The sequence below is a fragment of the Streptomyces sp. NPDC004539 genome (genome assembly GCF_040610055.1).
In the GTDB taxonomy this organism is placed as follows: Bacteria; Actinomycetota; Actinomycetes; order Streptomycetales; family Streptomycetaceae; genus Streptomyces.
In genome coordinates, this window is sequence record NZ_JBEXLS010000003.1 from 568,720 (window position 1) to 594,668 (window position 25,949).

At 71.8% G+C, this 25,949-nt stretch carries 27 protein-coding genes; 12 read left to right on the forward strand and 15 right to left on the reverse strand.

Going from position 1 to position 25,949, the window contains the following annotated elements; translation table 11 throughout:
- Nucleotide 1 precedes the first annotated feature (1 nt).
- Nucleotides 2-475 carry a universal stress protein gene (locus ABZX85_RS09000; protein WP_355863963.1) on the reverse strand — a complete coding sequence of 158 codons (474 nt, stop codon included), beginning with the start codon at nt 473-475 and terminating at the stop codon, nt 2-4.
- A 76-nt stretch (nt 476-551) separates the two neighbouring features.
- On the opposite strand from ABZX85_RS09000, the gene lysX reads away from it, so the two are divergent.
- Nucleotides 552-3,779 carry a bifunctional lysylphosphatidylglycerol synthetase/lysine--tRNA ligase LysX gene (gene lysX, locus ABZX85_RS09005; RefSeq protein WP_355863965.1) on the forward strand — a complete coding sequence of 1,076 codons (3,228 nt, stop codon included), beginning with the start codon at nt 552-554 and terminating at the stop codon, nt 3,777-3,779.
- 85 nt (nt 3,780-3,864) lie between these two features.
- Nucleotides 3,865-4,695 (forward strand): polysaccharide deacetylase family protein, encoded by an 831-nt coding sequence (locus ABZX85_RS09010; protein ID WP_355863967.1) that lies wholly within the window; start codon nt 3,865-3,867, stop codon nt 4,693-4,695.
- A gap of 27 nt (nt 4,696-4,722) precedes the next feature.
- Here ABZX85_RS09010 and ABZX85_RS09015 read toward each other — a convergent pair whose 3' ends face one another.
- Complete coding sequence (locus ABZX85_RS09015; protein ID WP_355863969.1) at nt 4,723-5,403, reverse strand: class F sortase; 681 nt, start codon at nt 5,401-5,403, stop codon at nt 4,723-4,725.
- A 333-nt stretch (nt 5,404-5,736) separates the two neighbouring features.
- Between ABZX85_RS09015 and ABZX85_RS09020 the strand changes: the two genes are divergently transcribed.
- The gene (locus ABZX85_RS09020) at nt 5,737-6,234 is read left to right on the forward strand and encodes a hypothetical protein (RefSeq protein ID WP_355863971.1); all 498 of its coding nucleotides are present in this window, start codon (nt 5,737-5,739) and stop codon (nt 6,232-6,234) included.
- An 83-nt stretch (nt 6,235-6,317) separates the two neighbouring features.
- Here ABZX85_RS09020 and ABZX85_RS09025 read toward each other — a convergent pair whose 3' ends face one another.
- The 4 genes from ABZX85_RS09025 to ABZX85_RS09040 form a co-directional block, all read right to left on the reverse strand.
- Nucleotides 6,318-6,848 (reverse strand): hypothetical protein, encoded by a 531-nt coding sequence (locus tag ABZX85_RS09025; protein WP_355863973.1) that lies wholly within the window; start codon nt 6,846-6,848, stop codon nt 6,318-6,320.
- Nucleotides 6,849-7,038: 190 nt separating this feature from the next.
- Entirely contained in the window at nt 7,039-7,803 is a 765-nt protein-coding gene (locus tag ABZX85_RS09030; protein WP_355863975.1) for a hypothetical protein, read from the reverse strand.
- A gap of 57 nt (nt 7,804-7,860) precedes the next feature.
- Nucleotides 7,861-7,992 carry a hypothetical protein gene (locus ABZX85_RS09035; RefSeq protein WP_355863977.1) on the reverse strand — a complete coding sequence of 44 codons (132 nt, stop codon included), beginning with the start codon at nt 7,990-7,992 and terminating at the stop codon, nt 7,861-7,863.
- A gap of 133 nt (nt 7,993-8,125) precedes the next feature.
- Nucleotides 8,126-8,329, reverse strand: coding sequence for a hypothetical protein (locus ABZX85_RS09040; RefSeq protein ID WP_355863979.1), 204 nt, complete (start codon nt 8,327-8,329; stop codon nt 8,126-8,128).
- Between the two features lie 662 nt (nt 8,330-8,991).
- On the opposite strand from ABZX85_RS09040, the gene ABZX85_RS09045 reads away from it, so the two are divergent.
- The 3 genes from ABZX85_RS09045 to ABZX85_RS09055 all read left to right on the forward strand — a co-directional run bounded on the left by ABZX85_RS09045 (nt 8,992) and on the right by ABZX85_RS09055 (nt 13,166).
- On the forward strand, nt 8,992-10,002 hold the full coding sequence (locus ABZX85_RS09045; protein ID WP_355863981.1) for an SCO0930 family lipoprotein: 1,011 nt from the start codon (nt 8,992-8,994) through the stop codon (nt 10,000-10,002).
- A 219-nt stretch (nt 10,003-10,221) separates the two neighbouring features.
- Entirely contained in the window at nt 10,222-11,034 is an 813-nt protein-coding gene (locus ABZX85_RS09050; RefSeq protein ID WP_355863983.1) for an SAM-dependent methyltransferase, read from the forward strand.
- Nucleotides 11,031-13,166, forward strand: a complete 2,136-nt coding sequence (locus ABZX85_RS09055; RefSeq protein ID WP_355863985.1) for an EAL domain-containing protein — start codon at nt 11,031-11,033, stop codon at nt 13,164-13,166. The genes ABZX85_RS09050 and ABZX85_RS09055 overlap by 4 nt, the downstream gene beginning before the upstream one ends.
- A gap of 84 nt (nt 13,167-13,250) precedes the next feature.
- Here the strand turns inward: ABZX85_RS09055 and ABZX85_RS09060 are convergent, their stop codons facing one another.
- Entirely contained in the window at nt 13,251-13,568 is a 318-nt protein-coding gene (locus tag ABZX85_RS09060) for a hypothetical protein (RefSeq protein WP_355863987.1), read from the reverse strand.
- A gap of 47 nt (nt 13,569-13,615) precedes the next feature.
- Complete coding sequence (locus tag ABZX85_RS09065; protein ID WP_355863989.1) at nt 13,616-14,101, reverse strand: hypothetical protein; 486 nt, start codon at nt 14,099-14,101, stop codon at nt 13,616-13,618.
- A gap of 105 nt (nt 14,102-14,206) precedes the next feature.
- Here ABZX85_RS09065 and rpmF point away from each other — a divergent pair, with 105 nt between their 5' ends.
- A complete protein-coding gene (rpmF, locus tag ABZX85_RS09070) occupies nt 14,207-14,377 on the forward strand; it encodes a 50S ribosomal protein L32 (protein ID WP_355863991.1) in 171 nt (56 codons plus the stop codon).
- Entirely contained in the window at nt 14,374-15,546 is a 1,173-nt protein-coding gene (locus ABZX85_RS09075; protein ID WP_355864188.1) for a GTP-binding protein, read from the forward strand. The genes rpmF and ABZX85_RS09075 overlap by 4 nt, the downstream gene beginning before the upstream one ends.
- Before the next feature lie 8 nt (nt 15,547-15,554).
- Here ABZX85_RS09075 and ABZX85_RS09080 read toward each other — a convergent pair whose 3' ends face one another.
- Nucleotides 15,555-16,175: a LysE family translocator gene (locus ABZX85_RS09080; protein WP_355863993.1), complete on the reverse strand. Its 621-nt coding sequence runs from the start codon at nt 16,173-16,175 to the stop codon at nt 15,555-15,557.
- An 82-nt stretch (nt 16,176-16,257) separates the two neighbouring features.
- Between ABZX85_RS09080 and ABZX85_RS09085 the strand changes: the two genes are divergently transcribed.
- Genes ABZX85_RS09085 through ABZX85_RS09095 form a run of 3 tightly spaced genes read left to right on the forward strand, consistent with a single transcriptional unit; the run spans nt 16,258 to nt 18,824 of the window.
- Nucleotides 16,258-16,710, forward strand: coding sequence for an Lrp/AsnC family transcriptional regulator (locus tag ABZX85_RS09085; protein ID WP_355863995.1), 453 nt, complete (start codon nt 16,258-16,260; stop codon nt 16,708-16,710).
- A gap of 31 nt (nt 16,711-16,741) precedes the next feature.
- Nucleotides 16,742-17,815, forward strand: a complete 1,074-nt coding sequence (locus ABZX85_RS09090; RefSeq protein ID WP_355863997.1) for a LacI family DNA-binding transcriptional regulator — start codon at nt 16,742-16,744, stop codon at nt 17,813-17,815.
- 7 nt (nt 17,816-17,822) lie between these two features.
- A complete protein-coding gene (locus tag ABZX85_RS09095) occupies nt 17,823-18,824 on the forward strand; it encodes an LLM class flavin-dependent oxidoreductase (protein ID WP_355863999.1) in 1,002 nt (333 codons plus the stop codon).
- On the opposite strand, the gene ABZX85_RS09100 is transcribed toward ABZX85_RS09095, so the two are convergent.
- The 6 genes from ABZX85_RS09100 to ABZX85_RS09125 all read right to left on the reverse strand — a co-directional run bounded on the left by ABZX85_RS09100 (nt 18,788) and on the right by ABZX85_RS09125 (nt 24,942).
- Nucleotides 18,788-19,828: an NAD-dependent epimerase/dehydratase family protein gene (locus ABZX85_RS09100; RefSeq protein ID WP_355864000.1), complete on the reverse strand. Its 1,041-nt coding sequence runs from the start codon at nt 19,826-19,828 to the stop codon at nt 18,788-18,790. The two genes, ABZX85_RS09095 and ABZX85_RS09100, sit on opposite strands and share 37 nt — an antisense overlap.
- A 4-nt stretch (nt 19,829-19,832) precedes the next feature.
- Nucleotides 19,833-20,594: a lysophospholipid acyltransferase family protein gene (locus ABZX85_RS09105; RefSeq protein WP_355864002.1), complete on the reverse strand. Its 762-nt coding sequence runs from the start codon at nt 20,592-20,594 to the stop codon at nt 19,833-19,835.
- Nucleotides 20,594-21,364 (reverse strand): GNAT family N-acyltransferase, encoded by a 771-nt coding sequence (locus tag ABZX85_RS09110; protein WP_355864004.1) that lies wholly within the window; start codon nt 21,362-21,364, stop codon nt 20,594-20,596. Before ABZX85_RS09110 ends, ABZX85_RS09105 begins: the two co-directional genes overlap by 1 nt.
- Before the next feature lie 209 nt (nt 21,365-21,573).
- Nucleotides 21,574-22,323, reverse strand: a complete 750-nt coding sequence (locus tag ABZX85_RS09115; RefSeq protein ID WP_355864006.1) for a succinate dehydrogenase/fumarate reductase iron-sulfur subunit — start codon at nt 22,321-22,323, stop codon at nt 21,574-21,576.
- A complete protein-coding gene (locus tag ABZX85_RS09120; RefSeq protein WP_355864008.1) occupies nt 22,320-24,269 on the reverse strand; it encodes a fumarate reductase/succinate dehydrogenase flavoprotein subunit in 1,950 nt (649 codons plus the stop codon). The genes ABZX85_RS09115 and ABZX85_RS09120 overlap by 4 nt, the downstream gene beginning before the upstream one ends.
- 1 nt (nt 24,270) lies before the next feature.
- Nucleotides 24,271-24,942, reverse strand: a complete 672-nt coding sequence (locus ABZX85_RS09125) for a succinate dehydrogenase (RefSeq protein WP_355864190.1) — start codon at nt 24,940-24,942, stop codon at nt 24,271-24,273.
- Nucleotides 24,943-25,062: 120 nt separating this feature from the next.
- Here ABZX85_RS09125 and ABZX85_RS09130 point away from each other — a divergent pair, with 120 nt between their 5' ends.
- Nucleotides 25,063-25,947 (forward strand): LysR substrate-binding domain-containing protein, encoded by an 885-nt coding sequence (locus ABZX85_RS09130; protein WP_355864010.1) that lies wholly within the window; start codon nt 25,063-25,065, stop codon nt 25,945-25,947.
- The last annotated feature ends 2 nt before the right edge of the window (nt 25,948-25,949 follow it).

The following is a 25,949-nucleotide window of genomic DNA, read 5'->3' on the forward strand; positions in this document are numbered from 1 at the left end:
CCTACGGCACGACCGTCACCGGCCACCGCCCCGCCTTCACCAGCCGCACCGCCACCGACCCCACGATCCGGTGCCCCGCCTGCTCCGACGCGCCGACGACCACGGCATCCGCCTTCAGGTCGTCGGCCGCCGTCACCAGTCCCGTGTACGGGTCGCCGCGGAACGTGTGGAACTCCCAGCGGATGTCGAATATCCCCTTGAGCCGCTCGGTCTCGCTGCGCACCATCGCCATCAGGTCCTCGGCGATTGACTCCGTCGTCTCCGCGACCGGCGCCCCCATCGCCGCCCCCGCCGCCATCACCGGCTGGACGTACACGATCGCCAGCAGCGCCCGCTGCCGCCGCGCGAGCCCCGCCGCGTAGGCGGCGGCCCGCAACGAGGAGTCGGAGCCGTCCACCCCGACCACGATGACCTTCGGACCGTCGGTCCCCCGCTCGAACCCCTGCGAGGGCCGCCGCTCATGCTGTTCCGTCACGCGCCGAGGCTATCGGAACCCCCGCTTCCCCCCGCTCGACGGGCGCGCAGTCGTTCCCCTTCCTACAGTCGAAGCCATGAGCGCAGCCGGAACCGCGACCGCACCCGGGCAGCAGGCCGATCCGCCGAGGCATCTGCGGCTGCTGAACCGTGTCCCCGAGGCGTTCGGGGGGTTCTTCGGGGGGATCGGGGCGCTGTGTGTCGTGCTCGCCTTCGTGCCGCCGGTGCGCCGGCTGCTGCGGCCGGCGGTGGATCTGCTGGACCTGCTGATCATCCCGGTGAGCGCGAACCTCGCGTACGCGGTGTTCCTGTTCCTGCTGGCGGGGGCGACGGCGGCGCGCAAGAAGGTCGCCTGGTGGCTGGTGGTGGTCTATCTCGGGCTGCTGGTGCTGGGGGACAGCCTGGGGGTCGCGTTCGGGGACTACCGGGAGTCGCTGCCCTCGCTGGTCATCTGTGGCCTCGCGCTCGTCGTCCTGCTGTTCGCGCGCCGAGAGTTCTACGCCGACTCCCGGCACGGCGCGGTCCGCCGCGCCGTCCTCGTCCTGCTGATCGGGCTCGGCCTGGCGATCCTTACCGGGTGGGGACTGGTCGAGCTGTTCCCCGGCTCGCTGCCGAGGGGCGACCGGTTCGCGTGGGCCGCCGACCGGGTGCTCGGCGGCCTCGTCTCCGCCCGCAGCTTCGGCGGCCGGCCGCCGCGCGCCCTCTTCTTCCTCCTCGGCCTCTTCGGCGCCCTCGCCCTCCTGAACGCCGCCGCGACCATGTTCCGCAGCCAGCGCATGGAAGCCGCCCTGCACGGCGACGAGGAGGCCCGTATCCGCGCCCTCCTCAAGCGGTACGGCGCCCAGGACTCCCTGGGCTACTTCGCGACCCGCCGCGACAAGGCCGTCGTCTTCTCGCCCAGCGGCAAGGCCGCCGTCACCTACCGTGTCGAGGCCGGCGTCTGCCTCGCCAGCGGCGACCCCGTCGGCGACCGGGAGGCATGGCCGCACGCCATCGCCGTCTGGCAGGACACCGCCCGCCGGCACGGCTGGACCCCCGCCGTCATGGGCGCCTCCGAGGACGGCGCGAAAGCCTTCGCCCGCGCGGGCCTCGGCGCCCTCCAGCTCGGCGACGAGGCGATCCTCGACATCCCCTCCTTCGACCTCGGCGGACGCGACATGCGCGTCACCCGCCAGGCCGTCAACCGGGTCCGCCGCACCGGCGCCGGCTGCCGGGTCCGCCGCCACTCCTCCCTCACCGACGAGGAGATGGAGGAGGTCGTCGACCGCGCCGACGCCTGGCGCGACACCGAGACCGAACGCGGCTTCTCCATGGCCCTCGACCGGCTCGGCGACCCCGCCGACGGCGACTGCCTCCTCGTCGAGACCGTCTCCGCCGACGGCCGCCTCCTCGCCCTGCTCTCCTTCGTCCCCTGGGGCCCCGACGGCATCTCCCTCGACCTGATGCGCCGCGACCGCACCGCCCCCAACGGCGTCATGGAGTTCATGGTCGCCGAGGTCTGCGCCGCCGCCCCCAAACTCGGCGTGCGCCGCATCTCCCTCAACTTCGCCGTCTTCCGCTCCGTCTTCGAGGAGGGCGCCCGCATCGGCGCGGGGCCCGTCCTGCGGCTGTGGCGGCGCCTGCTGCTGTTCTTCTCCAAGTGGTGGCAGCTGGAGGCCCTCTACCGCTCCAACGCCAAGTACCGCCCCGCCTGGTACCCCCGCTTCCTGTGCTACGGCGACGCCGGCGCCCTCGCCCGCGTCGGCCTCGCCTCCGGGATCGCCGAGGGCTTCGTCGTCGTCCCCTCCCTGCGCCGCCACCGCCTCAAGCACGCCGTGCGCCCCGCCTCCTCCACCGTCGCCCTGCCGCCCCTCGAAGACCTCACCGAGCCCGCGAAACGCGGCGCCGAGGGCCCCTCCGACCAGGTCCGCGTCCGCCAGGACCGCCTGAAGAGGCTGTACGACGACGGCACCGACCCCTACCCGGTGGGCGTCCCGGCACCCACGCACGCCCTCGCCGACGTCCGCGAGGGGGACGACGTCACCGTCGCCGGACGCGTCCTGCGCGTGCGGGACTTCGGCGGCATCGTCTTCGTCACCCTGCGGGACTGGTCCGGGGACCATCAGCTGGCGCTCACCGAAGCGGCCCGTTTCCGCGCCGACGTCGACCTCGGAGACCTCGTGAACTGCACGGGGACCGCCGGGCGCAGCGACAAGGGCGAACCGACCGTCTTCGTGGACGACTGGCGGCTCACCGGCAAGTGCCTGCGCCCCCTGCCCGACAAACGGCGCGGCCTCACCGACCCCGAGGCGAAGGTCCGGCTGCGCGCCCTCGACCTCGTCACCAGCCCCGCCGCCCGCGACACCGTCCGCGCCCGCTCCGCCGCCGTGCAGGCGCTGCGCCAGGGCCTCCTGGAACGCGGGTACCTGGAGGTCGAGACGCCGATGCTCCAGCAGATCCACGGCGGCGCCAACGCCCGCCCGTTCACCACCCACATCAACGCCTACGACCTCGACCTGTACCTGCGGATCGCCCCCGAGCTGTACCTCAAACGGCTCTGCGTAGGCGGCCTGGAGAAGGTCTTCGAACTGGGCCGCACCTTCCGCAACGAAGGCGTCTCGCCCAAGCACAACCCCGAGTTCACGATGCTGGAGGCGTACCAGGCGTACGCCGACTACGACGTCATGCTCGACCTGACCCGCGAGCTTATCCAGGGAGCGGCCCGGGCCGCGTTCGGCGCACCTCTGGTCCGCAAGGGCGGGCAGGAGTACGACATCTCCGGGACCTGGCCCGTCAAGACCGTCTACGGCGCGCTCTCCGAGGCGCTCGGCGAGGAGGTCGGCGCCGACACCGAGCTGCCCGCGCTGCGCCGGCTGTGCGACCGGGCGGGCGTGCCGTACGGGGAGGGTGACGGGCGGGGGGACGTCGTCCTGGAGATGTACGAGCGGCTCGTCGAGGAGCGGACCCAACTGCCCACGTTCTACAAGGACTTCCCGACGGACGTCTCCCCCCTCACCCGGCAGCACCGCACCGACCCCCGGGTCGCCGAACGCTGGGACCTCGTGGCGTTCGGTACGGAGCTGGGCACCGCCTACTCCGAGCTGACCGATCCCGTCGAGCAGCGCAGGCGGCTGACCGAGCAGTCGCTGAAGGCGGCGGGCGGTGACCCCGAGGCCATGGAGCTGGACGAGGAGTTCTTGGAGGCGCTGGCCTACGCGATGCCGCCGACCGGGGGGCTCGGGATCGGCGTCGACCGGCTCGTCATGTTCATCACGGGGTTGACGATCCGCGAGACGCTGCCGTTCCCGTTGGTGAGGAGAAGGTGAGAGCTGTCGGCTGCCGGGGTGGAAAACAGGCTCCGAACCGGTGTCGTGGGGGTGAGTCCGGGGGCGCGTGGGTGACTGATGAGTCATGAAGAAAGATCAGGTGTTCACGCGGCGTCGGGTGTTGTGGGGTGCGGGTGTCGCCGCTGTCGGGGGTGCCGGGGCCGTCGCGCTCGGGGCGGGCGGGGGAGCGGAGCCGGCCGCCGTGCCCGCCGCCGGGGCCCCCGCGAGGCCCGCCCCGCTCAAGCCGTCCGCGTTCCGGCTCCAGCCGATCACCGGGTTCGGGCCGCCCCCCGTCTCCTCCCGGATCGCCGCGCGCCGCAAGCCGATCCTGGAGGTGTCCGGCCGGGGCAACACCATGGTGCTCACCTTCGACGACGGCCCCGACCCCCGCTACACGCCCGCGATCCTCGACACCCTCGGCGAGTACGGCGTCCACGCCATGTTCTTCGTGTGCGGCGAGATGGCCGTCGACAACCAGGACCTGCTGGCGAGGATGGCCGACGAGGGGCACGTCGTCGGCAACCACACCTGGTCCCACCCTTTGCTGACGAAGCTGCGCCGGAGCCGGATCAGGTCGGAGATGGAGCGGACCTGCGAGGTCATCGAGGAGGGGTACGGCGAGAAGCCCCGCTGGTTCCGGGCGCCCTACGGGGCGTGGAACCGGGCCGCGTTCCAGATCGGCGCCGACCTCGGCATGGAACCCCTCGCCTGGACCGTCGACACCCTGGACTGGACGACCCCCGGCACCGGCACCATCGTGCGCCGCGTCGAGGGGGGCGCCGCCCCCGGGGTGGTCGTCCTGTCGCACGACGCCGGCGGCGACCGCACCCAGAGCGTCCGCGCCCTGCGCCGCTACCTGCCCCGGCTCCTCGACTCCGGCTACCACATCACCGTGCCGCGCAGGCACCCCGCCTGAGCAGGGCGCCCGCCCGGCCGGGGAGCTTCAGCGGACCTCGGTCAGGCGGGCGAAGACGACGACGTTCCCGTCGTACCCGTGGGCCTTCGAGAAGCCGCCGCCGCACGTGATGACCCGCAGCTCCGGGGAGCCCTTCGAGGCGTACACGCGGTCGCCCGGGAAGTTCTTCTTCTCGAAGACCTCGATGCCGTAGATCTCGAACACGGCCGTCTTCCCGTCCGCCCGGGACACCTCGACCTTGTTGCCCTTCTTCAGGGCGCCGAGGCCGTAGAAGACGGCGGGACCCAGCTTGTTGTCGACGTGGCCGACGACCACCGCCGTGCCCTTCTCGCCGGGGGCGACCCCGCCCGTGAACCAGCCCGCGAGGTTCGGGTCCTGCGGCGGCGGCGCGTCGACCCAGCCGGCCGCGTCGAGCCCGACCGGCGTCACGGGGGCGTCCACCCGGATCGCCGGAATCCGCACCCGGTCCGGCACCGCGTACGGCAGCGGGCCCGGGGCCTTGTCGAAGACGCTCCCGGTCAGCCCGCCCGTGCGGCCGTCGGCGGCAGCGGCGGCGGCCGGCTGCGGGGGGCCCGCGTCGAACTCGCCCGAACCGTTGCGGATGAGCGCGAGGCCGGTCAGCAGGACCAGCGCTATCACGCCCCACGGCGCGCGCTTCCTCGGCCGCTCCTCCTCGTCCGCCGGCTCGGACAGCTCGTAACCCGACATTCGCCATCCCCTTTCGACACGGCCGTCGCCGTGTCCCGTAGCGCATACCGGAAACGCTAGGACGGCTCGCGGGACGCGGCGACAAGGGAGCGGCGAACGGGTGGCCGCCGGACGGGGAAGTGCGCCATCCGAGTTGACGGCCGCAGGAAATTTCTGACGGTCCGTGACCTGCGGGGATGTCCGATTGTACGGAGATCGCACGGCGTGTCGGCTCACCAGGACGGACCATTCCCGAAATGCGGGCGCCCGCACGGCATCTGAGGGTCTTTCCGGGAGGCGCTTTCTCGCCGACAGACCGGGGACGTGCCCCGGGGCGCCTTCCGCGGAGGAACCATGCGAACCACTCGTGCCCTGGCGGCCTCGGCCGCCGCGTGCGCCGTTCTGGGCCTCGCCGCCCCGACGGCCTCGGCCTGGACCGACCCCACCTCAGTCACCTCGGCGCCGAGCGTGATCGCCCGCGGCGGCCAGCTCGTGCTGACCGTCAACGGCGGCGGCAACAACGGATGCATCACGCCGGGCAGCACCATCAGCTCGAACGCGTTCCCGACGACCACCCTGACCTCGCTGGGCAACAACACGGCCACCGCGACCGTCCGGGTCAACTCCTTCGCCAACGCGGGGTCGTACAGCGTCACCACGACCTGCGAGAACCGCACCCGGACCTTCCCCGGCGTCTTCACCGTCCTCGGCGGCGTCCGGGGCGGGATCGGGGGCTCCTCCACCACGGGGGCCACACCGACCGACATGGCGATCGGCGGCGGGCTCGTCGCGGCGGCCGTCGTCGGCGGCGGGGTGTTCTGGATGCGGCGGCGCGCGGAGCGCCGTATCTGAGGAACCGTTCGGGAAACGCCTTCGGCCCGGCCCTCTTGAGGAGGGACCGGGCCGAAGGCGTGGGCGGTGGCGGACCGTCGCCGTCAGGCGTTGTCCTCGCCCGCGCGGCGACGGGAGAAGTGGTACGCCGTGCCGAGCGACCCGACGATGAGCAGGGTGCCGAGACCCAGCTCCTTCAGGTCGAAGCCGCCGATCGTGCCGCCCTCACCGGCGTGCACGCCCCGGTTCGGGGGGTAGAGCGGGTACGGCTGCTGGGTGGGACCCCGGCCGCCCGCGATCGTCAGCTGGGCCGTCCCGCTGTCGCCGCCGTTGCAGGTGAACGTCACCCGGTAGGAGGCGCCGGGACGGGCGTCCCAGTCGACGGTCGCCGTGGACTGCGAGCGGTCCGGTGGGATGCGGACGGTGTCGAAGACGCCGGACGACACGATGACCGTCCCCTGGCAGTTGCCGTGGCCCCGGCTCACGGAGAGCGTGACCTGGCCGCCCGCCGCGATCGTCGTCGGCTGCACGCCGAAGCCGAACGCGTCGTTGTCGCCCGCTGCCGCGGTCGGTGCGGTGATGGCCAGGGCGCTCGCGCCCAGCAGTGCGGCCGAGGCGACGCGTATCGCGCGCATGGTCGATCCTCCGGTCCCCGAGGAGCAGCTCGCGGACCTGTTCCGCGCGTGCCTGGAATGCACCTCGATGACCGAAACGCTAGGAACAGGTGTGCGTACGCGCGATCGGTGTCGTGCGAATGGGGCATGTGTGTGGGCCGCTCAGGGGACTTCGGCGGCGTGGCGGGCGCGCCGGCGGGCTGAGGTGCCGTCAGTCCCTGATGCCGGGGAAGAAGTGGAGGAAGGGTTCTGCTGATGCCGTGATGCCCCGGCTGTAGGGCGCGTCGAAGTCCCAGATCAGGAAGAGCAGGAAGGCGATCAGGGCGGAGAAGAGGCCGGCCAGGACCAGTTCCCGGGTGGTGCGGCGGATCTGGAGGGCGAAGACCATGCCGATCGTGATGATGCCGCCGCCCAGCAGGCCGCCCCAGACCACCCCCGGCATCGTCGGGTCGATCGAGTCGGCGCGGGCCGTGCGGGCCTGGTCGGCGGCGGCGACCTGGTCCAGGAGCGGCTGGTACTGCTGGGCCTGGAAGTCCGTGGTCGGCTCGTAGTCGGTGACGTCCGCGCGGACCACGCCGAGCAGCCGGTCGCCCTGGTCGGTGATCTCGCCCTTGTCCTTCATCGTCTTCCACTCGACGTCGACGATGTGCTTGACGTACGCGTCGACGTCGGCGCGGATGCGGTCGCGCTCCTCGGCGGGGTACACCCGGACCCGCTCCGAGATCTCGTGCAGCGCCTGGGCCTCGGCCTGGACGTGGTCCTGGGCGGCGCTCCTCGCCTCCCAGACGCCGGCGATCGCGAGACCCAGCACGATGGCGTACACCACGCCGATCCACATCGTCATGTACTCGATGACGTCCGGGGTCTCCGAGGGGTCCTCGTCCTCCGGCGCGGTGCGCTGGCGCAGGAGCGCCACGACGATCACCACCGTCACGGCGGCGGCCATCGAGAGGGTGAGGACTAGCCATTCGGGCAAGGGGGCCTCCTTGGTGAACGTGAGGGTGAGGGTGGGGTGTGCGGCCGGGCGCGGGTGTCAGCGCGGGCGCAGGGCGGCGACCGCGATCACCGCGGGGGCCGTGATGAGCAGGACGTAGGTGACCGGGGAGGTGGTGCCGTGGGTGGGGCGCTTGCGGGGGGCGGACTGGTGGTACGCCGGGTAGGTCACGGGGGAGGCGCTGGGGGTGGGGGACGGTGTGGGCGTGGGGGTGGGCGTGGGAGTCGGGGTGGGTGTGGGGGTCGGGGTCGGCTTCGGGAGGGGGGCGGCCCGGGGTGGTGCGGGCTGGGGGCGTGGGGGTGGCTCAGGGGTGGGGGAAGGTTTCGGCGTGGGCTTCGGGGTGGGCTCGGGGGTCGGTTTCGGGGTCGGCGTGGGCTTGGGGGTGGGGGTCGGCTTCGGTGTGGGGGTGGGCGTGGGAGTCGGGGTCGGGGTCGGTTCCGGGCAGTCCGGGGGCGGCGGGGGAGGTTTCGGACGGCACGGCGGCGGCGTCGGCCAGCCTCCGGGCCACGGTGAGTGACCGGCGACGGCCACCACCTCCAGGCCGTCCGGCCCCGCGGACGCGTACGCGCACGCGTCGGCGGACGCGACCCCGGCCGGCGCGCCCACCAGAATCCAGGCAGCGGTCACCACGCCCAACACCCGTACGGCGAGGGCGGATCGGGTCGGTTCGGGTCCATGCACGACGCAGATCATCAGCCCTCCCACCCCGGCGTACGCCCCCGATCGGCCCTGATTGCCCCGAACGGGCGAACTTCACCCCCGATCGGTTTGACCCCGCTTCGACCGGATGTCCGGACGTACGCACACGTATCCGACGAACTCCCCGGACGGGCGGGCCCGATGCCGGCGCCGGGCGCGGCCGGCGGCGCGCGGGGCGGGTCCGTGACGGTCTGTCACGCGCCCCTGACGCCGGAGCGGAAGCCGGTGGACGGGTGGGGGCAGGTCCCGGAGGTCCCGTGCGCCCGGGGCGTCGTACGAACCCGGGTGTTCCGGCGGCGCCCCGCCCCCGTTCGCCGTCGGGCCGGTGTCGGTCTCGGCCCCGGCAAACACAGCCGGTCGAAAGATTTTTTTGGCGGGGTTGAACACAACGGCACACCCCGTGCGTAACCAATGCCGAGCGGCGGCGCAGCAGGGCGCTGCGAACAGCTTGTGATGATCGGGGAGTTGACAATGAACACCTCCTGGCGGAGCGCCTCTCTCGTGGCGAGCGCTGTGGCCGTGCTGGCGCTGACGACGGCGTGCGGTCAGGAAAGCGGGGGCTCGACGGGCAGCCAGAACGTCGGCGCCACGGCCCCGGCCGGCACCGGTGGCATCACCACCGGCGGCGTCGGCAGCGGCGGCTACGGCGGGGTCGGCACCGGCGTCGGCGCGGGCACCAGCCCGTCCACCGGCACCGGCGACGGCGGTACCCAGGCGCAGGGCGGGGCCGGCGAACTCGCCGTCGCCACCAACGCCGAGCTCGGCAAGATCGTGACCGACAGCAGCGGACGTACCCTCTACCGCTTCGACTCGGACACCGCCGAACCCCCGAAGTCCAACTGCAACGACGCCTGTGCGACCACCTGGCCGCCGGTCGACGCGGCCGACGTCTCGGCCGGCGACGGCATCGACAAGTCGATCCTCGGCGAGGTCACCCGCGCCGACGGCAAGAAGCAGCTCACGGTCGACGGCTGGCCCGCGTACTACTACGCGAAGGACGCCAACCCCGGCGACACGACCGGCCAGAACGTCGGCAACAAGTGGTTCGCGCTGGCCCCCGACGGCAAGAAGGCCAAGTCGGGCGGCTCCGGTGCCTCCGAGGTCTCCGACCAGGCCGGCCTGTCGACCCGCAACGACCCGAAGCTCGGCGAGATCGTCGTCGACAAGAACGGCATGACGGTCTACCGCTTCCTGAAGGACAAGGCGTGGCCGAAGCCCGTCTCGAACTGCAAGGGCGACTGCCTCGCGAAGTGGCCGATCGTGGCCCCGGTGGACTTCAAGGACACCAAGAACATCCCCGAGAAGGGGTACATGAAGTTCACGCGCCCCGACAACAACGAGGAGCAGCAGACCCTCAACTGCTCGCCGATCTACACCTTCATCAACGACAAGGAGCCCGGCGACACCAACGGCCAGGGCGTCGGCGGCACCTGGTTCGCGGTGCGCCCCGACGGCAAGCTGGTCGGCGCTCCCGCCCAGTGACGTAACCGCGCCGCTCCATGGTCCGCCCCCTCCGCGCCGTACGGGAGGGGGCGGACCTGTCGTGTTGTCCTCCGGCGCCACGAGAGTCGACAGAACCCACCGGAAACCCACACGTCCCGACCGGGAACGGACGGTCAATTTCCGTTTCCGCTCGTTCTTTTGGCGGGCGATCAGTAGCCTCAGCTCGAACACCGGAACACCAGAAGTCTTGGAGTACTGATGCAGCGTCCCGCCTGGGCCCCGAGGAGCATCGACATCTCGATGCCCAGCGTGGCGCGCATCAACGACTACTTTCTGGGCGGTTCGCACAACTTCGAGGCGGACCGGGCGGCGGCCCGCCGGGCCATGGAAGCCGTACCGGGGCTGCCGAAGATCATGCAGGCCACCCGGGCGTTCATGCGCCGCGCCGTACGGCACGCCGCCGCCGAGGGCATCACCCAGTTCCTCGACATCGGCTCGGGCCTGCCCACCTCCGGCAACGTCCACGAGGTGGCCCGCCGGGCGGCCCCCGACTCCCGCGTCGTCCATGTCGACCACGACGCCGTGGCCGTCGAGCACACCCGGGCCGCCCTCGCGAACGACCCCCGCGCCGACGCCGTCGCGGCCGACCTCCGGGACCCCGCCACCATCCTGACCAGCCCTCAGGTCCGCGCTCTGCTGGACCTCGATCGGCCGGTGGCCGTCCTGCTGATTGCGATACTGCACTTCGTGGACGACGAGGACGACCCGTACGGGGCGGTGGCGGCGCTGCGCGACGCCCTCGCGCCGGGCAGCATGCTCGTCCTCACCCATGCCTCGTTCGAGGGAATCCCGCTGCCGCCCGAACGGGCCGGCGGCGCGGTCGACGTGTACAAGGACATCCGCAACCCGCTGATCATGCGCTCACGAAGCGAGATCGCGCGGTTCTTCGAGGGGTACGACATGGTGGAACCTGGACTGGTGCCGATGCCGCTGTGGCGGCCGGAGACGGCCCCGGAGGACGAGGACCCCTACGCGTTCTGTGGTTTCGCCGGCGTGGGGACCACGGCGTGACGGCCGTGCAGGACGGCCCCGAGGACCGGCTGCGCCGGTTCGCGACGATCTGGAGCCGCGCCGTCTACCCGGCCACCTCCACCCCCCTCACCCGCCCCGAGTTCGAGGACCTCCTCCTCCCCCTCGCGAGACGCCTGCGGACGGCGCTCCTGGCCCGCGCCTTCGACGCCGCCGAGGCGAGGGCGGTCGGCGGCGCCCTGGTCGGCGCGCACTGCACCGACCCCGAGGCGCTCGCCCAGGCCCTCGACTGCGTGGACGCCTACCTGGTGCTGTACTGCGGCGACGACGGCCCCGCCGAGGAGCTGCGCACCCGCTGCTCGCGCCTCCAGCACGCGATGGCCGCCGGGTACGCGCACGCCCTGCGCGAGCGCACCCTCGCCGAGCAGGAGGCCATCGCGCAGGCCGCGCTCCAGGCGCAGGGCGTCGTCGCGCAGGCCCTGCACGCGAGCGAGGCCCGCTTCCGCGCGGTCTTCGAGGGCGCCGCCATAGGCATCTGGATCGCCGACCTCGACGGCCACGTCCTGGAGGTCAACGACGCCCTGACCCGGATGTTCGGCGGCTCCGAGCAGGCTGTGCGCAGCCGCAACGTCAAGGACTGGACGCACGCCGAGGACGCCCCGCAGGTCTGGAAGCTGCACGAGGAGCTGGTCCGCGGCGACCGCGAGCATTACCACACGGAGAAGGCGTTCTACCGCCCCGACGGTACGGTCCTGTGGACCAACCTGACGGTCTCCCTGCTGCGCGACGCCGACGGCGCCCCCCGCTACCAGCTCGCCCTCATGGAGGACACCACCGAGCGCCGCCTGCTGAACCTGCGGCTGCGCTACGAGGCCACCCACGACGCGCTCACCGGGCTGCCCAACCGGACCCTGTTCTTCGAGCGCCTGGAGAAGATCGTCGGCGCTGGCGACGGCCGCCGCTACGGCCTGTGCTACCTCGACCTCGACGGCTTCAAGACCATCAACGACAGCCTCGGGCACGCCGCAGGCGACCGGCTCCTCGTCGAGATCGCCGACCGCCTCCAGTCCTGCGCGACCGCGCCCGGCGAGATGGTCGCGCGGCTCGGCGGCGACGAGTTCGTGGCTCTCACCACCGGCCCCGACTCCCCGCACGAGGTCGACGAACTCGCCTCCCGCATCATGAACGCCCTCGTCGCACCCGTCCGCATCGACGGCCGGGAGCTGACCGTGCGGGGCTCCATCGGCATCGTCGAGGGGCAGGCGGGGGAGCGCAGCGCCGCCGAGGTGCTGCGCTCGGCCGACATCACGATGTACCGGGCCAAGTCGGCGGGCGGCAACCGCTTCGAGCTGGCCGACGCGGAGGCCGACGCCCGCGCCATCACCCGGCACGGGCTGACGACCGCGCTGCCGGCGGCCCTGGAGCGCGACGAGTTCTTCATCGAGTACCAGCCGATCGTCCGCCTGGAGGACGGCAGCATCCGCGGCGCCGAGGCCCTGGTGCGCTGGCTGCATCCGCAGCACGGCGTGCTCGGCCCCGACCGGTTCATCCCGCTCGCCGAGCACACCGGGCTGATCGTGCCGCTCGGCCGGTGGGTGCTGGAGCAGTCGGTGCGGCAGGTGCGGGCCTGGCGGGAGGTGTGCGCCGACACCTGGTCGCTGCGCATCAACGTCAACCTCTCGCCGGTCCAGCTCAGCCACCCCGGGCTGGTCCAGGACACCGTGGAGATCCTGGAGCGCGAGGGCGTCGGCCCCGAGGCGCTGTGCCTCGAAGTCACCGAGTCCGCGCTCATCGGCGCCGAGGACGACCTCCTGAAGCCGCTGCGGCAGCTCGCCGAGATGGGCGTCGACATCGCCCTCGACGACTTCGGCACCGGCTACTCCAACCTCGCCAACCTGCGCCGCCTCCCGGTGAACATCCTCAAGCTGGACCGCTCCTTCACCCAGGGCATGCAGCAGTTCCCCGCCGACCCCGTCGACCTCAAGATCGTCGAAGGCATCGTCACCATGGCCCACAGCCTCGACCTCGCGGTCACGGTCGAGGGCGTGGAAACCGGCGCCCAGGCCGAACACCTGCGCCAGCTCGGCTGCGACACGGCCCAGGGCTGGTACTACGCGAGGCCGGGGCCGCCGGAGAAGCTGAGGGAGCTGGCGTTGCAGGACGCGAGGGGCTGAGGAGCGTTTCAGGGGCGCGGGGAACTGGACAAGGGGGGTGTGGGGGCTTGCCCCCACACCTCTCGTCAGTGCCGGGCAACGTCGTCATCGGGGTTCGGCTGTCCGGTCCGATCCGACGCTGTCCGTGTAGAAGCGGCCCTGCTCGCACAGGTCGTCGATCTGGAGTTTCTCTTCCTCGCTGAGCTGCTCATCCAGCGCGACGCTGATGACGCGCCGGGCGCGGGACAGCCGCCGCATGACGTCCCAGTCGAAGATGAATTTGCCGACGGTGTACTCGTCGGCGTCTCCGAATGCCACGCGGGACCCGAGCCGGTCGAGGGAGACCACGAACTCGTTCAGGTCTCGCAGGACGGCGACGGCTTCGTCGAGGGGTATGCGGATCTCTCGGGAGGACATGTCCATCGGCAGATTCAACTCCAGGGCTGGTACTCCTGCTGCAACGGCCCCCCTCACGTCCTCCCCTCCCCCTCCTGCACCACCCCCAACACCTCCGACGAGGCAACCCACCGAGCCCGCACCACCGAGAACCCGGCCCGTTCCACCTCCGCGCACACCAACTCGTCGTCGTCGACGACCACCCGCACCACCCTCCCCCGAGCCACCCGCCGCAGCACCGTCATCTTCATCTGCCGGGCCGGCCGCCGGTCGTCGTTGCGCCGCATGAACACCCGCCCCTCGGGCAGCCCGTGCCGGGCGAGCCACTCCACCGTGTCCTGCCGGCACCGCTCGGGCCGCCCGGTCAGATACACGACCTCACACTCCTGCGCACAGGCCACCGCGAACGCCACCCCCTCCCCGATCGGCGGGTCGTCGGACGCGGCACCGAAGAACCCCTCCCAGTCCCGCCGCCCCCCTTCGAGGAACCGCTGCCGATGCCCCGTATCGGCAAGCGTGTTGTCGAGATCGAATACGGCAAGAGGCCGGCTGTCAGTCACACCGCCCACCCTATTGCGCCCCACCGACACCACCCCCAATTGTTAATGGGAACCATTTTCAGATAGCCTCCCCGGGACACACCCCACCTCCCGAGGAGCCCCACCATGGCCGTCCCCAAGCGCAAGATGTCCCGCAGCAACACCCGCCACCGCCGCGCCCAGTGGAAGGCGAGCGTCCCCGCCCTGGTCCCGGTCACCGTCGACGGCGTCCAGCACCTCGTCCCCCAGAACCTGGTGAAGGCGTACGAGCGCGGCCTCCTGCGCCCGGAAGGCTGACCCCGGTGCCCCGGACACACCCCGCCCGCCTCCCCGTGACGGTCCTCTCCGGCTTCCTCGGCGCCGGAAAGACCACCCTCCTCAACCACGTCCTCAACAACCGCGAGGGCCTCAGGGTCGCGGTGATCGTGAACGACATGAGCGAGGTCAACATCGACGCGGCCCTGGTCAGAGGCGGTGAAGCCGCCCTCTCCCGCACGGAGGAACGCCTCGTCGAGATGACGAACGGCTGCATCTGCTGCACCTTGCGCGACGACCTCCTGGAGGAGGTGGACCGCCTGGCCCGGGAGAACCGTTTCGACCACCTCCTGATCGAGTCGAGCGGCATCTCGGAACCCCTCCCCGTCGCCGCCACCTTCGCCTTCGCGAGGGACGACGGCGCCACCCTCGGTGACGTCGCCCGTCTGGACACGATGGTCACGGTCGTCGACGCGGCGAACTTCCTCACCGAACTGGACACCGGCGACGAACTCGCGTCCCGCGGCCTCGCCCCCTTCGAGGACGACGAACGCACGGTCAGCGACCTCCTCATCGATCAGGTCGAGTTCGCGGACGTCCTCGTCCTGAACAAGCTGGACCTGGTCGACACCCCCGCGGCCGACCGCCTCCGCGCGACCCTCACCCGCCTCAACCCGACGGCCCGCGTCCTGACGTCCACCCACAGCCGCGTCCCCCTCCGTGAAGTCCTCGACACGGGCCGCTTCGACCTGGAACAGGCCCAGCAAGCCCCGGGCTGGGTCAGGGAGTTGAACGGCGACCACACCCCGGAGACGGAGGAGTACGGCATCTCGTCGACCGTCTTCCGCTCCGAACTCCCCTTCCACCCCGCCCGGTTGTGGACGTTCGTCACCGAACACCTGGACAGCGGCGTCTACGGCCGTGTCCTGCGCTCCAAGGGCTTCTTCACCCTCTCCACCCGCCCCCACGTCACCGGCCTCTGGTCCCAGGCCGGCTCGGTGGCCCGCTTCGAACCCTCGGCGGCCCGCGACGAGGACGCCCCCTACGCCCAGGAACTGGTCTTCATCGGCACCCAGTTGCGCACGGACGAACTCCAACAGGCGCTCTCGGCCTGCCTGTCGGCCCCGGGAGAGGAAACGGGCGACGACCCCTTCCCCTTGTGGTCCGCCACCGGCATCGACGACGTCTGCGCACACGAACACGCGGCCTGACCACGCCACTACGCGACCTGCTCCACCAGCAGCACCCCACCGATCACCACCATCAACACCCCGGACACCCGCGTCACCACCCGCGCCGCACCGGGCCGTGTCCGCAGCACGGCCCCCGCGAACACCCCCACCCCGAGATAGACGACCGCACAGGCCGTCGTGTGCAGCACCCCGAGCAGCCCCGTCTGCGCGGCCACCGGCCACCCCGCCCCCGTCCCCGTATCGATGAACTGAGGAAACAGCGAGAAGTACAGCAGCAGCGCCTTGGGGTTGAGCCCGCTGATCCCCGCCCCCTTGAGCAGAATCCGCCCGCGTGAGCCCTCGATCTCCTCGCCGGACGCCCCGACCCCCGCCGGCCGGGACAGCACCCCCCACCCGAGCCACATCAGGTAGCAGGCCCCGGCGACGGTCAGTCCGGTCAGCAGCGCGGGCGAACTCGCGACGACCACCACGAGCCCGGCGACGGCGAGCACCGTGTAGCCGAGGTACCCGAGGGTCAGCCCGGCGACGGCGGGCAGCAGCGCCCGTTCCCGCAGGCCGGCGGAGATCGCGTACGCCCAGTCGGCGCCCGGGGTGAGCACGAGCAGCAGATCGACCGCGAGGAACGCGACGACCGTCGATATGTCCATAGAGGGAAGATTAGGAAGAAAAAGCCGGAAGGTGTTCCTCTCTTTCCCTCGTATCCGGTGTAGGAGGGGGAGAATCTCCTCCGTGGATGCCATAGACCGGAAGATTCTCACCGAGCTCCAGCTCGACGGCCGTCTGACGATCACGGAACTCGCCGCGCGGGTCCGCCTCAGCGTCTCCCCCTGCCACCGCAGACTGCGTGACCTGGAGCGCTCGGGGGCGATCCGGGGCTACCGCGCGGTCGTCGAGCCGTCGGCGGTCGGCCTCTCCTTCGAGGCGCTGGTGTTCGTCACGATGCGCCTGGAGGACCGCAACACGGTCGCCGACTTCGAGGAGGCACTCACCGCCGTCCCGCACGTCGTGCAGGCGCAGCGGCTGTTCGGCGACCCGGACTACCTGCTGCGGGTGGCCGCCACCGACCTGGCCGCCTACCAGCGGCTCTACGACGAGCGCCTGGCGACCCTGCCGGGGGTCCAGCGGCTCACCTCGACGCTGGTGATGAAGCACGTCGTGGACGGCCGCCCGCTGCCGGAGTGACGCGGCGCGGTGTCTAGTAACGTCTGGGCCCGTGACCAGGGAAAAGCAGCGGCCCAGCACGATCCGGGACGTCGCCGCGCGGGCGGGCGTGTCGGTGGCGACCGTCTCCCGCACGCTCGCGGGCGACTACCCGGTGTCGGAGGACACCCGCAGGCGTGTGATGGCGGCCGTCGACGCGCTGCACTACGTGGTGAACGTGCACGCCAAGGCGCTCTCCGGGCAGGTCGCGGGCCCGATCGCGCTGGTCGTCAAGGACATCACCGGCCCCTCGCTCGCCCATGTCGCCGCCGGGGTCGAGCAGGAGGCCGCCGACCGGGGGCGGCTGAGCCTGGTGTGCGCGACCCGTGACGACCCCGCCCGGGAGGACGCGCTGGTCCAGCTCGCCCGCCAGCAGCACGCGGCGGCGGTCCTGCTGGTCGGGGGCGCGTTCCTGGACGACGCGTACCGGCGCCGTACGGCCGGGTACGCGCGGGCGCTGGACGCGGCCGGGTCGCGGCTGGTGCTGGTGGGCCGGCCGCCGCTGCCGGACGGCGTGCCCGTGTCGGTCGTCGAGTACGACAACCGGGCGGGCGCCTTCCAGGCGGCCTCGCACCTGCTGATCGCCGGGCACCGCCGCATCCTGTTCCTGGGCGGCGAGAGCGGTTTCAGTACGGCGGAGCTGCGCCGGACGGGGTTCGAGCAGGCGTTGCGCGGGCACGGCGTCGCGCCGGACGCCGAGCTGGATCTGCCGGGCCCCTTCACCCGCTCCTCCGGCTACCTCCGTACCCGGGACGCGCTGCGGGCCGGGGCGCGGTTCACGGCCGTGTTCGCGGGCACCGACATGGTCGCGATCGGTGCGATCGGCGCGCTGAAGGAGGCGGGTCTGCGGGTCCCGGAGGACGTCTCGGTGATCGGTTTCGACGACGTCCCGTTCGCCGCCGACCTCACCCCGGGCCTGACGACCGTCCGGGTCCCGTACGAGGAACTCGGGCGTACGGCCGTGAAGCTGGCGTTGCGGGACCGTGCGGAGCCGGCGGACGAGCACGTCGTCCTCAGCACCCAGCTGGTCGTGCGCCGGTCGGTCGCGGCGCCCGGCGAAGGAATCTCCCGGGGCCGCAGGCGTTGAACCTGGTGTGACCTCGACACTGGCAGCAACGCGTTTCTCCGTCCTCGACCGCTCGCGTATCCGCGAGGGGCATACGGCCGCGCGGGCCCTGCGGGACACGGTGGCGTTCGCGCGGGAGGCGGAGGCGCTCGGGTTCCACCGGTTCTGGGTGTCGGAGCACCACGGTGTGCCGGGGGTCGCGGGGTCGGCGCCGACGGTGCTGGCGGCGGCCGTGGCGGGGGCGACGCGGTCGATCCGGGTGGGGACGGGCGGGGTGATGCTGCCGAACCACCGGCCGCTGGTGGTCGCGGAGCAGTTCGGGGTGCTGGAGTCGCTGTTCCCGGGGCGGATCGACATGGGGCTCGGCCGGTCGGTCGGGTTCACGGACGGGGTGCGGCGGGCGCTGGGGCACGGCAAGGACGACGCGGAGGACTTCGCCGCACAGGTCGAGGAGCTGCTCGGCTGGTTCGCGGGCACGTCCCCGACCGGGGTCCGGGCCCGCCCGTCCGAGGGGCTGGCCGTGCCGCCGTTCGTGCTGGCCATGGGCGAGGGCGCGGACATCGCGGCCCGGCTCGGCCTCCCGATGGTCATCGGCGACCTGCGCGACCGCGACCGGATGCTGTCCGGCATCGACCGCTACCGTGCGGCGTTCCGCCCCTCGCCCTGGGCCGCCGAGCCCTACGTCGTCGTCTCCGGCACGGTCGCCGTCGCCGCGACCCCCGAGGCGGCCCACCGTCTGCTGGTCCCGGAAGCCTGGTCGGCCGCGTACTCCCGCACCCACGGCGCCTTCCCGCCCCTCCCGCCCGCCGAGGAAGCCGCCGACCGCCCCATGACCGCCAGACAGCGCGGTCTCTACGACGCCGCCCTCACCGGCCACCTCGCCGGCACCGAGGAGCAGGTCGCGGAGGGCCTGGAGCGGCTCGTCAAGGAGACGGGGGCGCAGGAGGTACTGGTGACGACGAGTACGTACGACCGTGAGGGGCTCCTCGACTCCTACCGGCGGCTGGCGGACGTCGTCCACGAGCGGTAGTGGTCCACGAGGGTCTCCTCGACCGGGCGGTAGGTGATCCCCAACTCGTCGGTGCTGCGCCGGTTGTCGACGGTGAAGCGGATGCCGAGGTGTTTGCGGATGTAGTCCTGGGTGAGCCCGAACGCGGGCCCCAGGATGCGAACGGGCCAGTGGGGCAAGGCGGTTCGCGGGAGCCGCCAGCTCTTGTGGTGCCGCCGGATCAGCGTCGCCATCTGGTGGAAGGACGTCATCTCCTTCTCGGCGAGGATGTACCGGCCGTGCGCGTCCGGGTTCTCGGCGGCGGCGACGTGCGCGAGGGCCACGTCGCGGACGTCGACCGTGGTGAAGCTGAAGTCCGGTGCGCCGTAACAGAAGTAGCCCTTGAACAGCTCGTCGAGCAGGAAGAGACTCCCGGAGTCGGAGGCCGGGGTCAGGGAGGGGCCGAGGATCAGCCCGGGGTTGACGGCGACCATGGACCAGCGGTCCTGAGCGCCGTGCGCGTCCCAAGCAGCCTGCTCGGCAACGGTCTTGGCGTAGTGGTAGGGATTGTTCTCCACCGTGCTGCTGGAGTTGACGTACTTCTCGCTCAACTCGCCGCCCATGTCGGTGAGGACGTCGGAGTAGTCGCCGAAGATCGCGCCGACCGTGGAGGTGAGGACGAGCCTGCGGACGCTCTCCGTGCGCTCGATCGCGCCCAGGACATTGTGAGTTCCGGTGAGCGCGGGCTCGACGACATCTCGCCGGCCGTCCTTGATCTTCTCCGGCATGAGGAAGGGCGAGGCGACGTGGAAGACGACGGAACAGCCCGCCGCCGCCTCGTCGAAGGAGCCGTCCTTCAGGAGGTCGGCCTCGAACAGCCTTAGAGCGCCCGGGTGTTGTTCGCCGAGCGCTGTGAGCGGGGCCACCTTCGCGGTGGCCGTGAGGCTGCGGACGGTGGCGTGCACCCGGTAGCCCCGCTCCAGCAACTCCCGTACCAGATGGGCGGCGACAAAGCCGCTGCCGCCCGTGACAAGGACCGTATCCACGGCGTCATGATCCCACTTCGGACGCCCGTGCGAGAGACCTTCGGTCCGGGTATTTCGCGGGGTCGACGAGCGGCAGCACCTCCACCTCGGCGACCAGCCGACGGGCGGTGACGACCCGCCAGACGGAGCTGAGCAGGGAGTCGTCGCCGACGAACGCGGGCGCCGTGGACTCGGCGCCCTCGGCGGTCCGGTACCTGATCCGCACGGGCTGCACGGGCGCGCCCGCGTCCAGCGCGGCCTGGAACACCGCGCGCCGGAACCTGCCGTGCTCGCGTCCGCACCAGGTGGAACCCTCGGGGAACACGGCGACGGCCTGCCCGGCGCGCAGGGAGTCCGCGATGTGCGCGACCGTGCCGGGCAGCGCGCGCAGCCGGTCCCGGTCGATGAACAGCGAGGCCCGCGCGGCGATCGGGCCCGCGACCGGCCACTGCCGGATCTCCCGCTTCGCCAGCATCCGCGCGGGCCGCACGGCCGCGAGCAGCGGCACGTCCAGCCACGAGATGTGGTTCGCGACGACGAGCAGCCCGCCGTCGGGCGGCGCGGCCCCGGTGATCCGCACCCGCACCCCCGAGGCCCGTACGACGCTCCGCGCCCAGCCCCGCACGAGCGCGCCCGGCAGCCACCGGACGACGAACGAGCCCAGCACCCCGGCGAACAGCAGCGCCACCACGGCCAGCAGCCTCGGCGCACCCCGCGTCCGCGCGCCGCGCCCGGTCTCGACGCACGCCCTCGGGGTGCAGGGCGCGCTGGGCAGCCAGACGCTCATCAGGACGGGACGAGGGAGAGGAAGTGGCGCAGGTAGCGGGCGTTGACCTTGCGCATCGACAGCAGCACGTACAGGTCGGCGACCCCGAAGTCCGGGTCGTGCGCGGGCTCCCCGCACACCCAGGCGCCGAGGCGCAGGTAGCCGCGCAGCAGCGCGGGCAGCTCGGTGCGCTCGGGGACGGCGAGGTCCTTCGGCACCCACGGCAGCAGCGGCCGTACCCGGAACCCCTCGGGGGCGAGGTTCTTCTCCCGGACCCGGTCCCAGGTCGCGGCGGCCAGCTTCCCGCCGTCCGCGAGCGGCACCGAGCAGCAGCCCGCCAGCCACTCGTGGCCCCGGTCGACCATGTAGCGGGCGATGCCCGCCCAGATCAGCGAGATGACGGCGCCGTCGCGGTGCTCGGGGTGCACGCAGGAGCGGCCCACCTCGACGAGGTTCGGCCGGATCGTGTCCAGCGCCGACAGGTCGAACTCCCCCTCGGAGTACAGGCGTCCGGCCACCGCCGCGCGCTCCGGGGGCAGCAGCCGGTACGTCCCGACGACCTGCCCGGTCCCGGTGTCCCGCACCAGCAGGTGATCGCAGTACGCGTCGAACGAGTCGACGTCCAGCCCCGGCTGGGCTCCTCCCAGCAGGGCCCCAAGCTCCCCCGCGAACACCTCGTACCGCAGCCGCTGCGCGGCCCGTACGTCTTCCTCACTGCGTGCCAGAGTCACGGTGTAGCGCGTCGGCGCCACATTCTGCTGGGGACGGTCGAGCGTGGAAACGCCGGTCATGGCTCTCTCCCGAGTCACAGGCGAACGGCGGCGAGCGGTGCCGCCGAGGACTGTTCTTCCGACGGCGGTTGGCGTGTACGTGACCGATTTCGGGAGCGGGGATGTGAGGTTGTTTAACGGTGGGAACCGGTCGGCGGAAAGCCAGACGGGACCGGGGATGAGCACCACTCCCGGTCCCGCCCGTCCGCCTCTGCACGGCGAACGTCTGTTTACCTCTTGGCGGACTTCCGCGTCGCCCGCAGCCACTCCCGGTTCATCGAGGTGATGGACACCAGCGGAATCCCCTTCGGGCAGGCCGTCGCGCACTCGCCCGCCAGGGTGCAGCCGCCGAAGCCCTCGTCGTCCATCTGCGCGACCATGTCCAGGACGCGGGTCTCGCGTTCGGGGGCGCCCTGGGGGAGGACGCCCAGGTGGTTGATCTTGGCCGAGGTGAACAGCATGGCCGCGCCGTTGGGGCAGGCGGCGACGCAGGCGCCGCAGCCGATGCATTCGGCGTGCTCGAAGGCCGAGTCGGCGTCCGGTTTCGGGACGGGGGTGGCGTGGGCCTCGGGGGCGGCGCCGGTGGGGGCCGTGATGTAGCCGCCCGCCTGGATGATGCGGTCGAAGGCGGAGCGGTCGACGACCAGGTCCTTGATCACCGGGAAGGCGGCGGCACGCCAGGGTTCGACGTCGATCGTGTCGCCGTCGGAGAAGGACCGCATGTGGAGCTGGCAGGTCGTGGTGCGTTCCGGGCCGTGCGCGTCGCCGTTGATGACGAGCGAGCAGGCCCCGCAGATGCCCTCGCGGCAGTCGTGGTCGAAGGCGACGGGGTCCTCGCCGCGCAGGATCAGCTCCTCGTTGAGGGTGTCGAGCATCTCCAGGAACGACATGTCGGGGGAGATCTCGTCGACCTCGTAGGTCGACATGGCGCCGTCGGCCTCGGTGGTGCGCTGGCGCCAGACGCGCAGGGTGAGCCTCATGCGTAGCTCCGCTGGGTGGGGTGGACGTACTCGAAGACGAGGTCCTCCTTGTGGAGGGTGGGCGCCTCACCGGTGCCGGTGAACTCCCAGGCCGCCGCGTAGCCGAACTCCTCGTCGTGGCGGGCGGCCTCGCCGTCCGGCGTCTGGGACTCCTCGCGGAAGTGCCCGCCGCAGGACTCGGCGCGGTGCAGCGCGTCCAGGCACATCAGCTCGGCGAGTTCGAGGTAGTCGACGATCCGGTTGGCCTTCTCCAGCGACTGGTTGAACTCCTCGCCGGTGCCGGGGACCTTGATGCGCCGCCAGAACTCCTCGCGGATCTGCGGGATGCGCGCGAGAGCCTTGCGCAGCCCGGCGTCACTGCGGGCCATCCCGCAGAACTCCCACATCAGTTCCCCGAGTTCACGGTGGAAGGAGTCGGGGGTGCGGTCCCCGCCGACCGACAGCAGCAGGTTCAGCCGGTCCTCGGTCTCCGCCAACACCTCCTGCACGACCGGGTGTTCGGCCGTCACCTCCTCCTGACGCGGGTTGCGGGCCAGGTAGTCGTTGATGGTGGCCGGCAGCACGAAGTAGCCGTCCGCGAGGCCCTGCATCAGCGCGGACGCGCCGAGCCGGTTCGCCCCGTGGTCGGAGAAGTTGGCCTCACCGATCGCGAACAGCCCGGGGACGGTCGTCTGGAGGTCGTAGTCGACCCACAGCCCGCCCATCGTGTAGTGCACGGCCGGGTAGATCCGCATCGGCACCTCGTACGGATCTTCGTCGGTGATCCGCTGGTACATGTCGAAGAGGTTCCCGTACTTCGCCTCGACGGCCGCCCGGCCCATCCGGGCGACGGCGTCGGCGAAGTCGAGGTAGACGCCCTGACCGCCGGGGCCGACGCCCCGGCCCTCGTCGCAGACGTTCTTCGCGGCGCGGGAGGCGATGTCGCGGGGGACGAGGTTGCCGAACGAGGGGTAGATCCGCTCCAGGTAGTAGTCCCGCTCGGCCTCGGGGATCTGGTGCGCGGGCCGGGTGTCGCCCTTCGCCTTCGGCACCCAGATCCGGCCGTCGTTGCGCAGCGACTCGCTCATCAGCGTCAGCTTCGACTGGTGGTCGCCGGTGCGCGGGATGCACGTGGGGTGGATCTGTGTGAAGCACGGGTTCGCGAAGTACGCGCCGCGCCGGTGCGCCCGCCACACGGCCGTCGCGTTGGAGTTCATCGCGTTCGTCGACAGGTAGAAGACGTTCCCGTAGCCGCCGCTGGCGAGGACGACGGCGTCCGCGAAGTACGTGTCCACGCGCCCGGTGACCAGATCCCGGGCGACGATCCCGCGCGCCTTCCCGTCGACGACGACCAGGTCGAGCATCTCGGTGCGCGGATGCATCTCGACGTTCCCGGCGGCGATCTGCCTCGACAGCGCCTGGTAGGCGCCCAGCAGGAGCTGCTGCCCGGTCTGGCCGCGCGCGTAGAACGTGCGGGAGACCTGGACGCCGCCGAAGGACCGGGTGTCGAGGAGGCCGCCGTACTCCCGGGCGAACGGCACGCCCTGCGCCACGCACTGGTCGATGATCTCCACCGAGATCTGCGCGAGGCGGTGGACGTTGGACTCGCGGGCCCGGAAGTCGCCGCCCTTGACGGTGTCGTAGAAGAGCCGGTGGACGGAGTCGCCGTCGTTGCGGTAGTTCTTCGCCGCGTTGATGCCGCCCTGCGCGGCGATGGAGTGGGCGCGGCGCGGGGAGTCCTGGTAGCAGAACTGGACGACGTGGTAGCCCTGTTCGGCGAGCGTCGCCCCGGCGGAGCCGCCGGCGAGTCCGGTGCCGACGACGATCACCGTGTGCTTGCGCCGGTTGGCCGGGTTGACGAGCTTCGCCTCGAAGCGGCGGGTGTCCCAGCGCTCCGCGATCGGGCCGGCGGGGGCCGTGGTGTCGGCCAGCGGAGCGCCGGTCGCGTAGTTCGGGTAGTCGGTCATGTCAGCTCACCACTCCGGTCATGACACCCACGGGGACGGCGATGAAACCGGCCGTGAGCAGCAGTGCGAGAACGTTTGCCGTGGTCTTGAGGGCGCGGTCGCGGCGGCGGCTGCCGGCGCCGAGGGTCTGCGCGGCGGCCCAGAAGCCGTGCCGGACGTGCAGGCCGAGGGCGAGCATCGCCGTGAGGTAGATGGTGTTGCCGTACCAGGTGGAGAAGGTGTCCACGACGTTCTGGTACGGCTTGCCCTCCTCGAAGCCTCCGCTGTGCACGGTGCCGGTCGTCAGGTCGAGGATGTGCCAGACGATGAACAGGCCGAGGATGATCCCGCCCCAGCGCATGGTGCGCGTCGCGTAGCTCGCCCGCCGCTTGACGTGCACGTACTTGCTGGGCCGCGCCTTGATGTCCCGGCGGCTGAGCTGGTAGGCGGAGACCGCGTGGGCGACCACGGCGATCACCAGCACCACGCGGATCACCCAGAGCGTCCACTCGTAGTGCATGAACGGCTCGCCGATCGTGCGCAGCCAGTGGGCGTAGTGGTTGAACTCGCCGGCCCCGAAGAAGATCTTCAGGTTGCCGAGCATGTGGACGACGAGGTAGCCGAGCATGATCAGGCCGCTGACGGCCATCACGGTCTTCTTGCCGACGGAGGAGTCCCACACGGTGCGCGCCATCGACGGCCGTCGGTCCGTCCGCGTTGCCAGAGCCATGACTCAGAACGCTAGGCGCGTTCCGGCCCATCGGTCCAAGACATGGTCCGGCTTGATTCCATAGCCGCGGACTATGGTGACACCATGCAGTTCCAGCAGCTTCAGTACTTCGTCGCCGTCGCGGAGACCCGGCACTTCACCCGGGCCGCCGAGACCGTCCATGTCGCCCAGCCTTCGCTGTCGCAACAGATCAAGGCGCTGGAGCGGGAGCTGGGCGCCGATCTGTTCCTGCGGGCCCGGGGGAACATCACGCTGACCGACGCCGGCGAGGCGCTGCTTCCGCTGGCCCGGCGGATTCTCGCGGACGCCGAGACCGCCCGCTACGAGGTGCGGGAACTCGTACAGTTGAGGGGCGGCCGGGTGCGGCTCGGGGCGACACCGAGTCTGTGCACGGGGCTGCTGCCGGATGTGCTGCGCGCCTTCCACGACCGGTATCCGGGGGTGCAGCTGCTCATCGAGGAGGGTGGTTCGCACGATCTCATCCGCGAACTGGCCCGGGGTGCGCTCGATCTCGCGCTGGTCGTCCTGCCGCTGCCGCAGCCCGCGCCCGCGCTGACGACCGTCGAACTGCTGCGGGAGGACCTCGTCGTCGTGTCGTCCCTCGACGCGGCCCGTCCCGGTGGCGGGAAGCGGACCGTCCATGTCGCCGAGCTCGCGGGCGAGCGGCTCGTGATGTTCCGGCACGGGTACGACCTGCGGGAGCTGACCGTGGCCGCGTGTCGCTCCGCGGGGTTCGAGCCGGGGTTCGCGGTCGAGGGGGGTGAGATGGACGCGGTCCTCGGGTTCGTGCGGGCGGGGCTGGGGGTCGCGGTCGTGCCGCGGATGGTGGCCGCGCGGTCCGGGCACGGGTTGCGGGTGACCCCGCTGGCCCGGCCCGGGTTGCATCGGACTATCGCGTTGGCGCATCGCAGCGATGTGGCTCCGCCGAGAGCGGCACGCGAGCTTCAGCGGATGCTGTTGGAAAGGTAGCG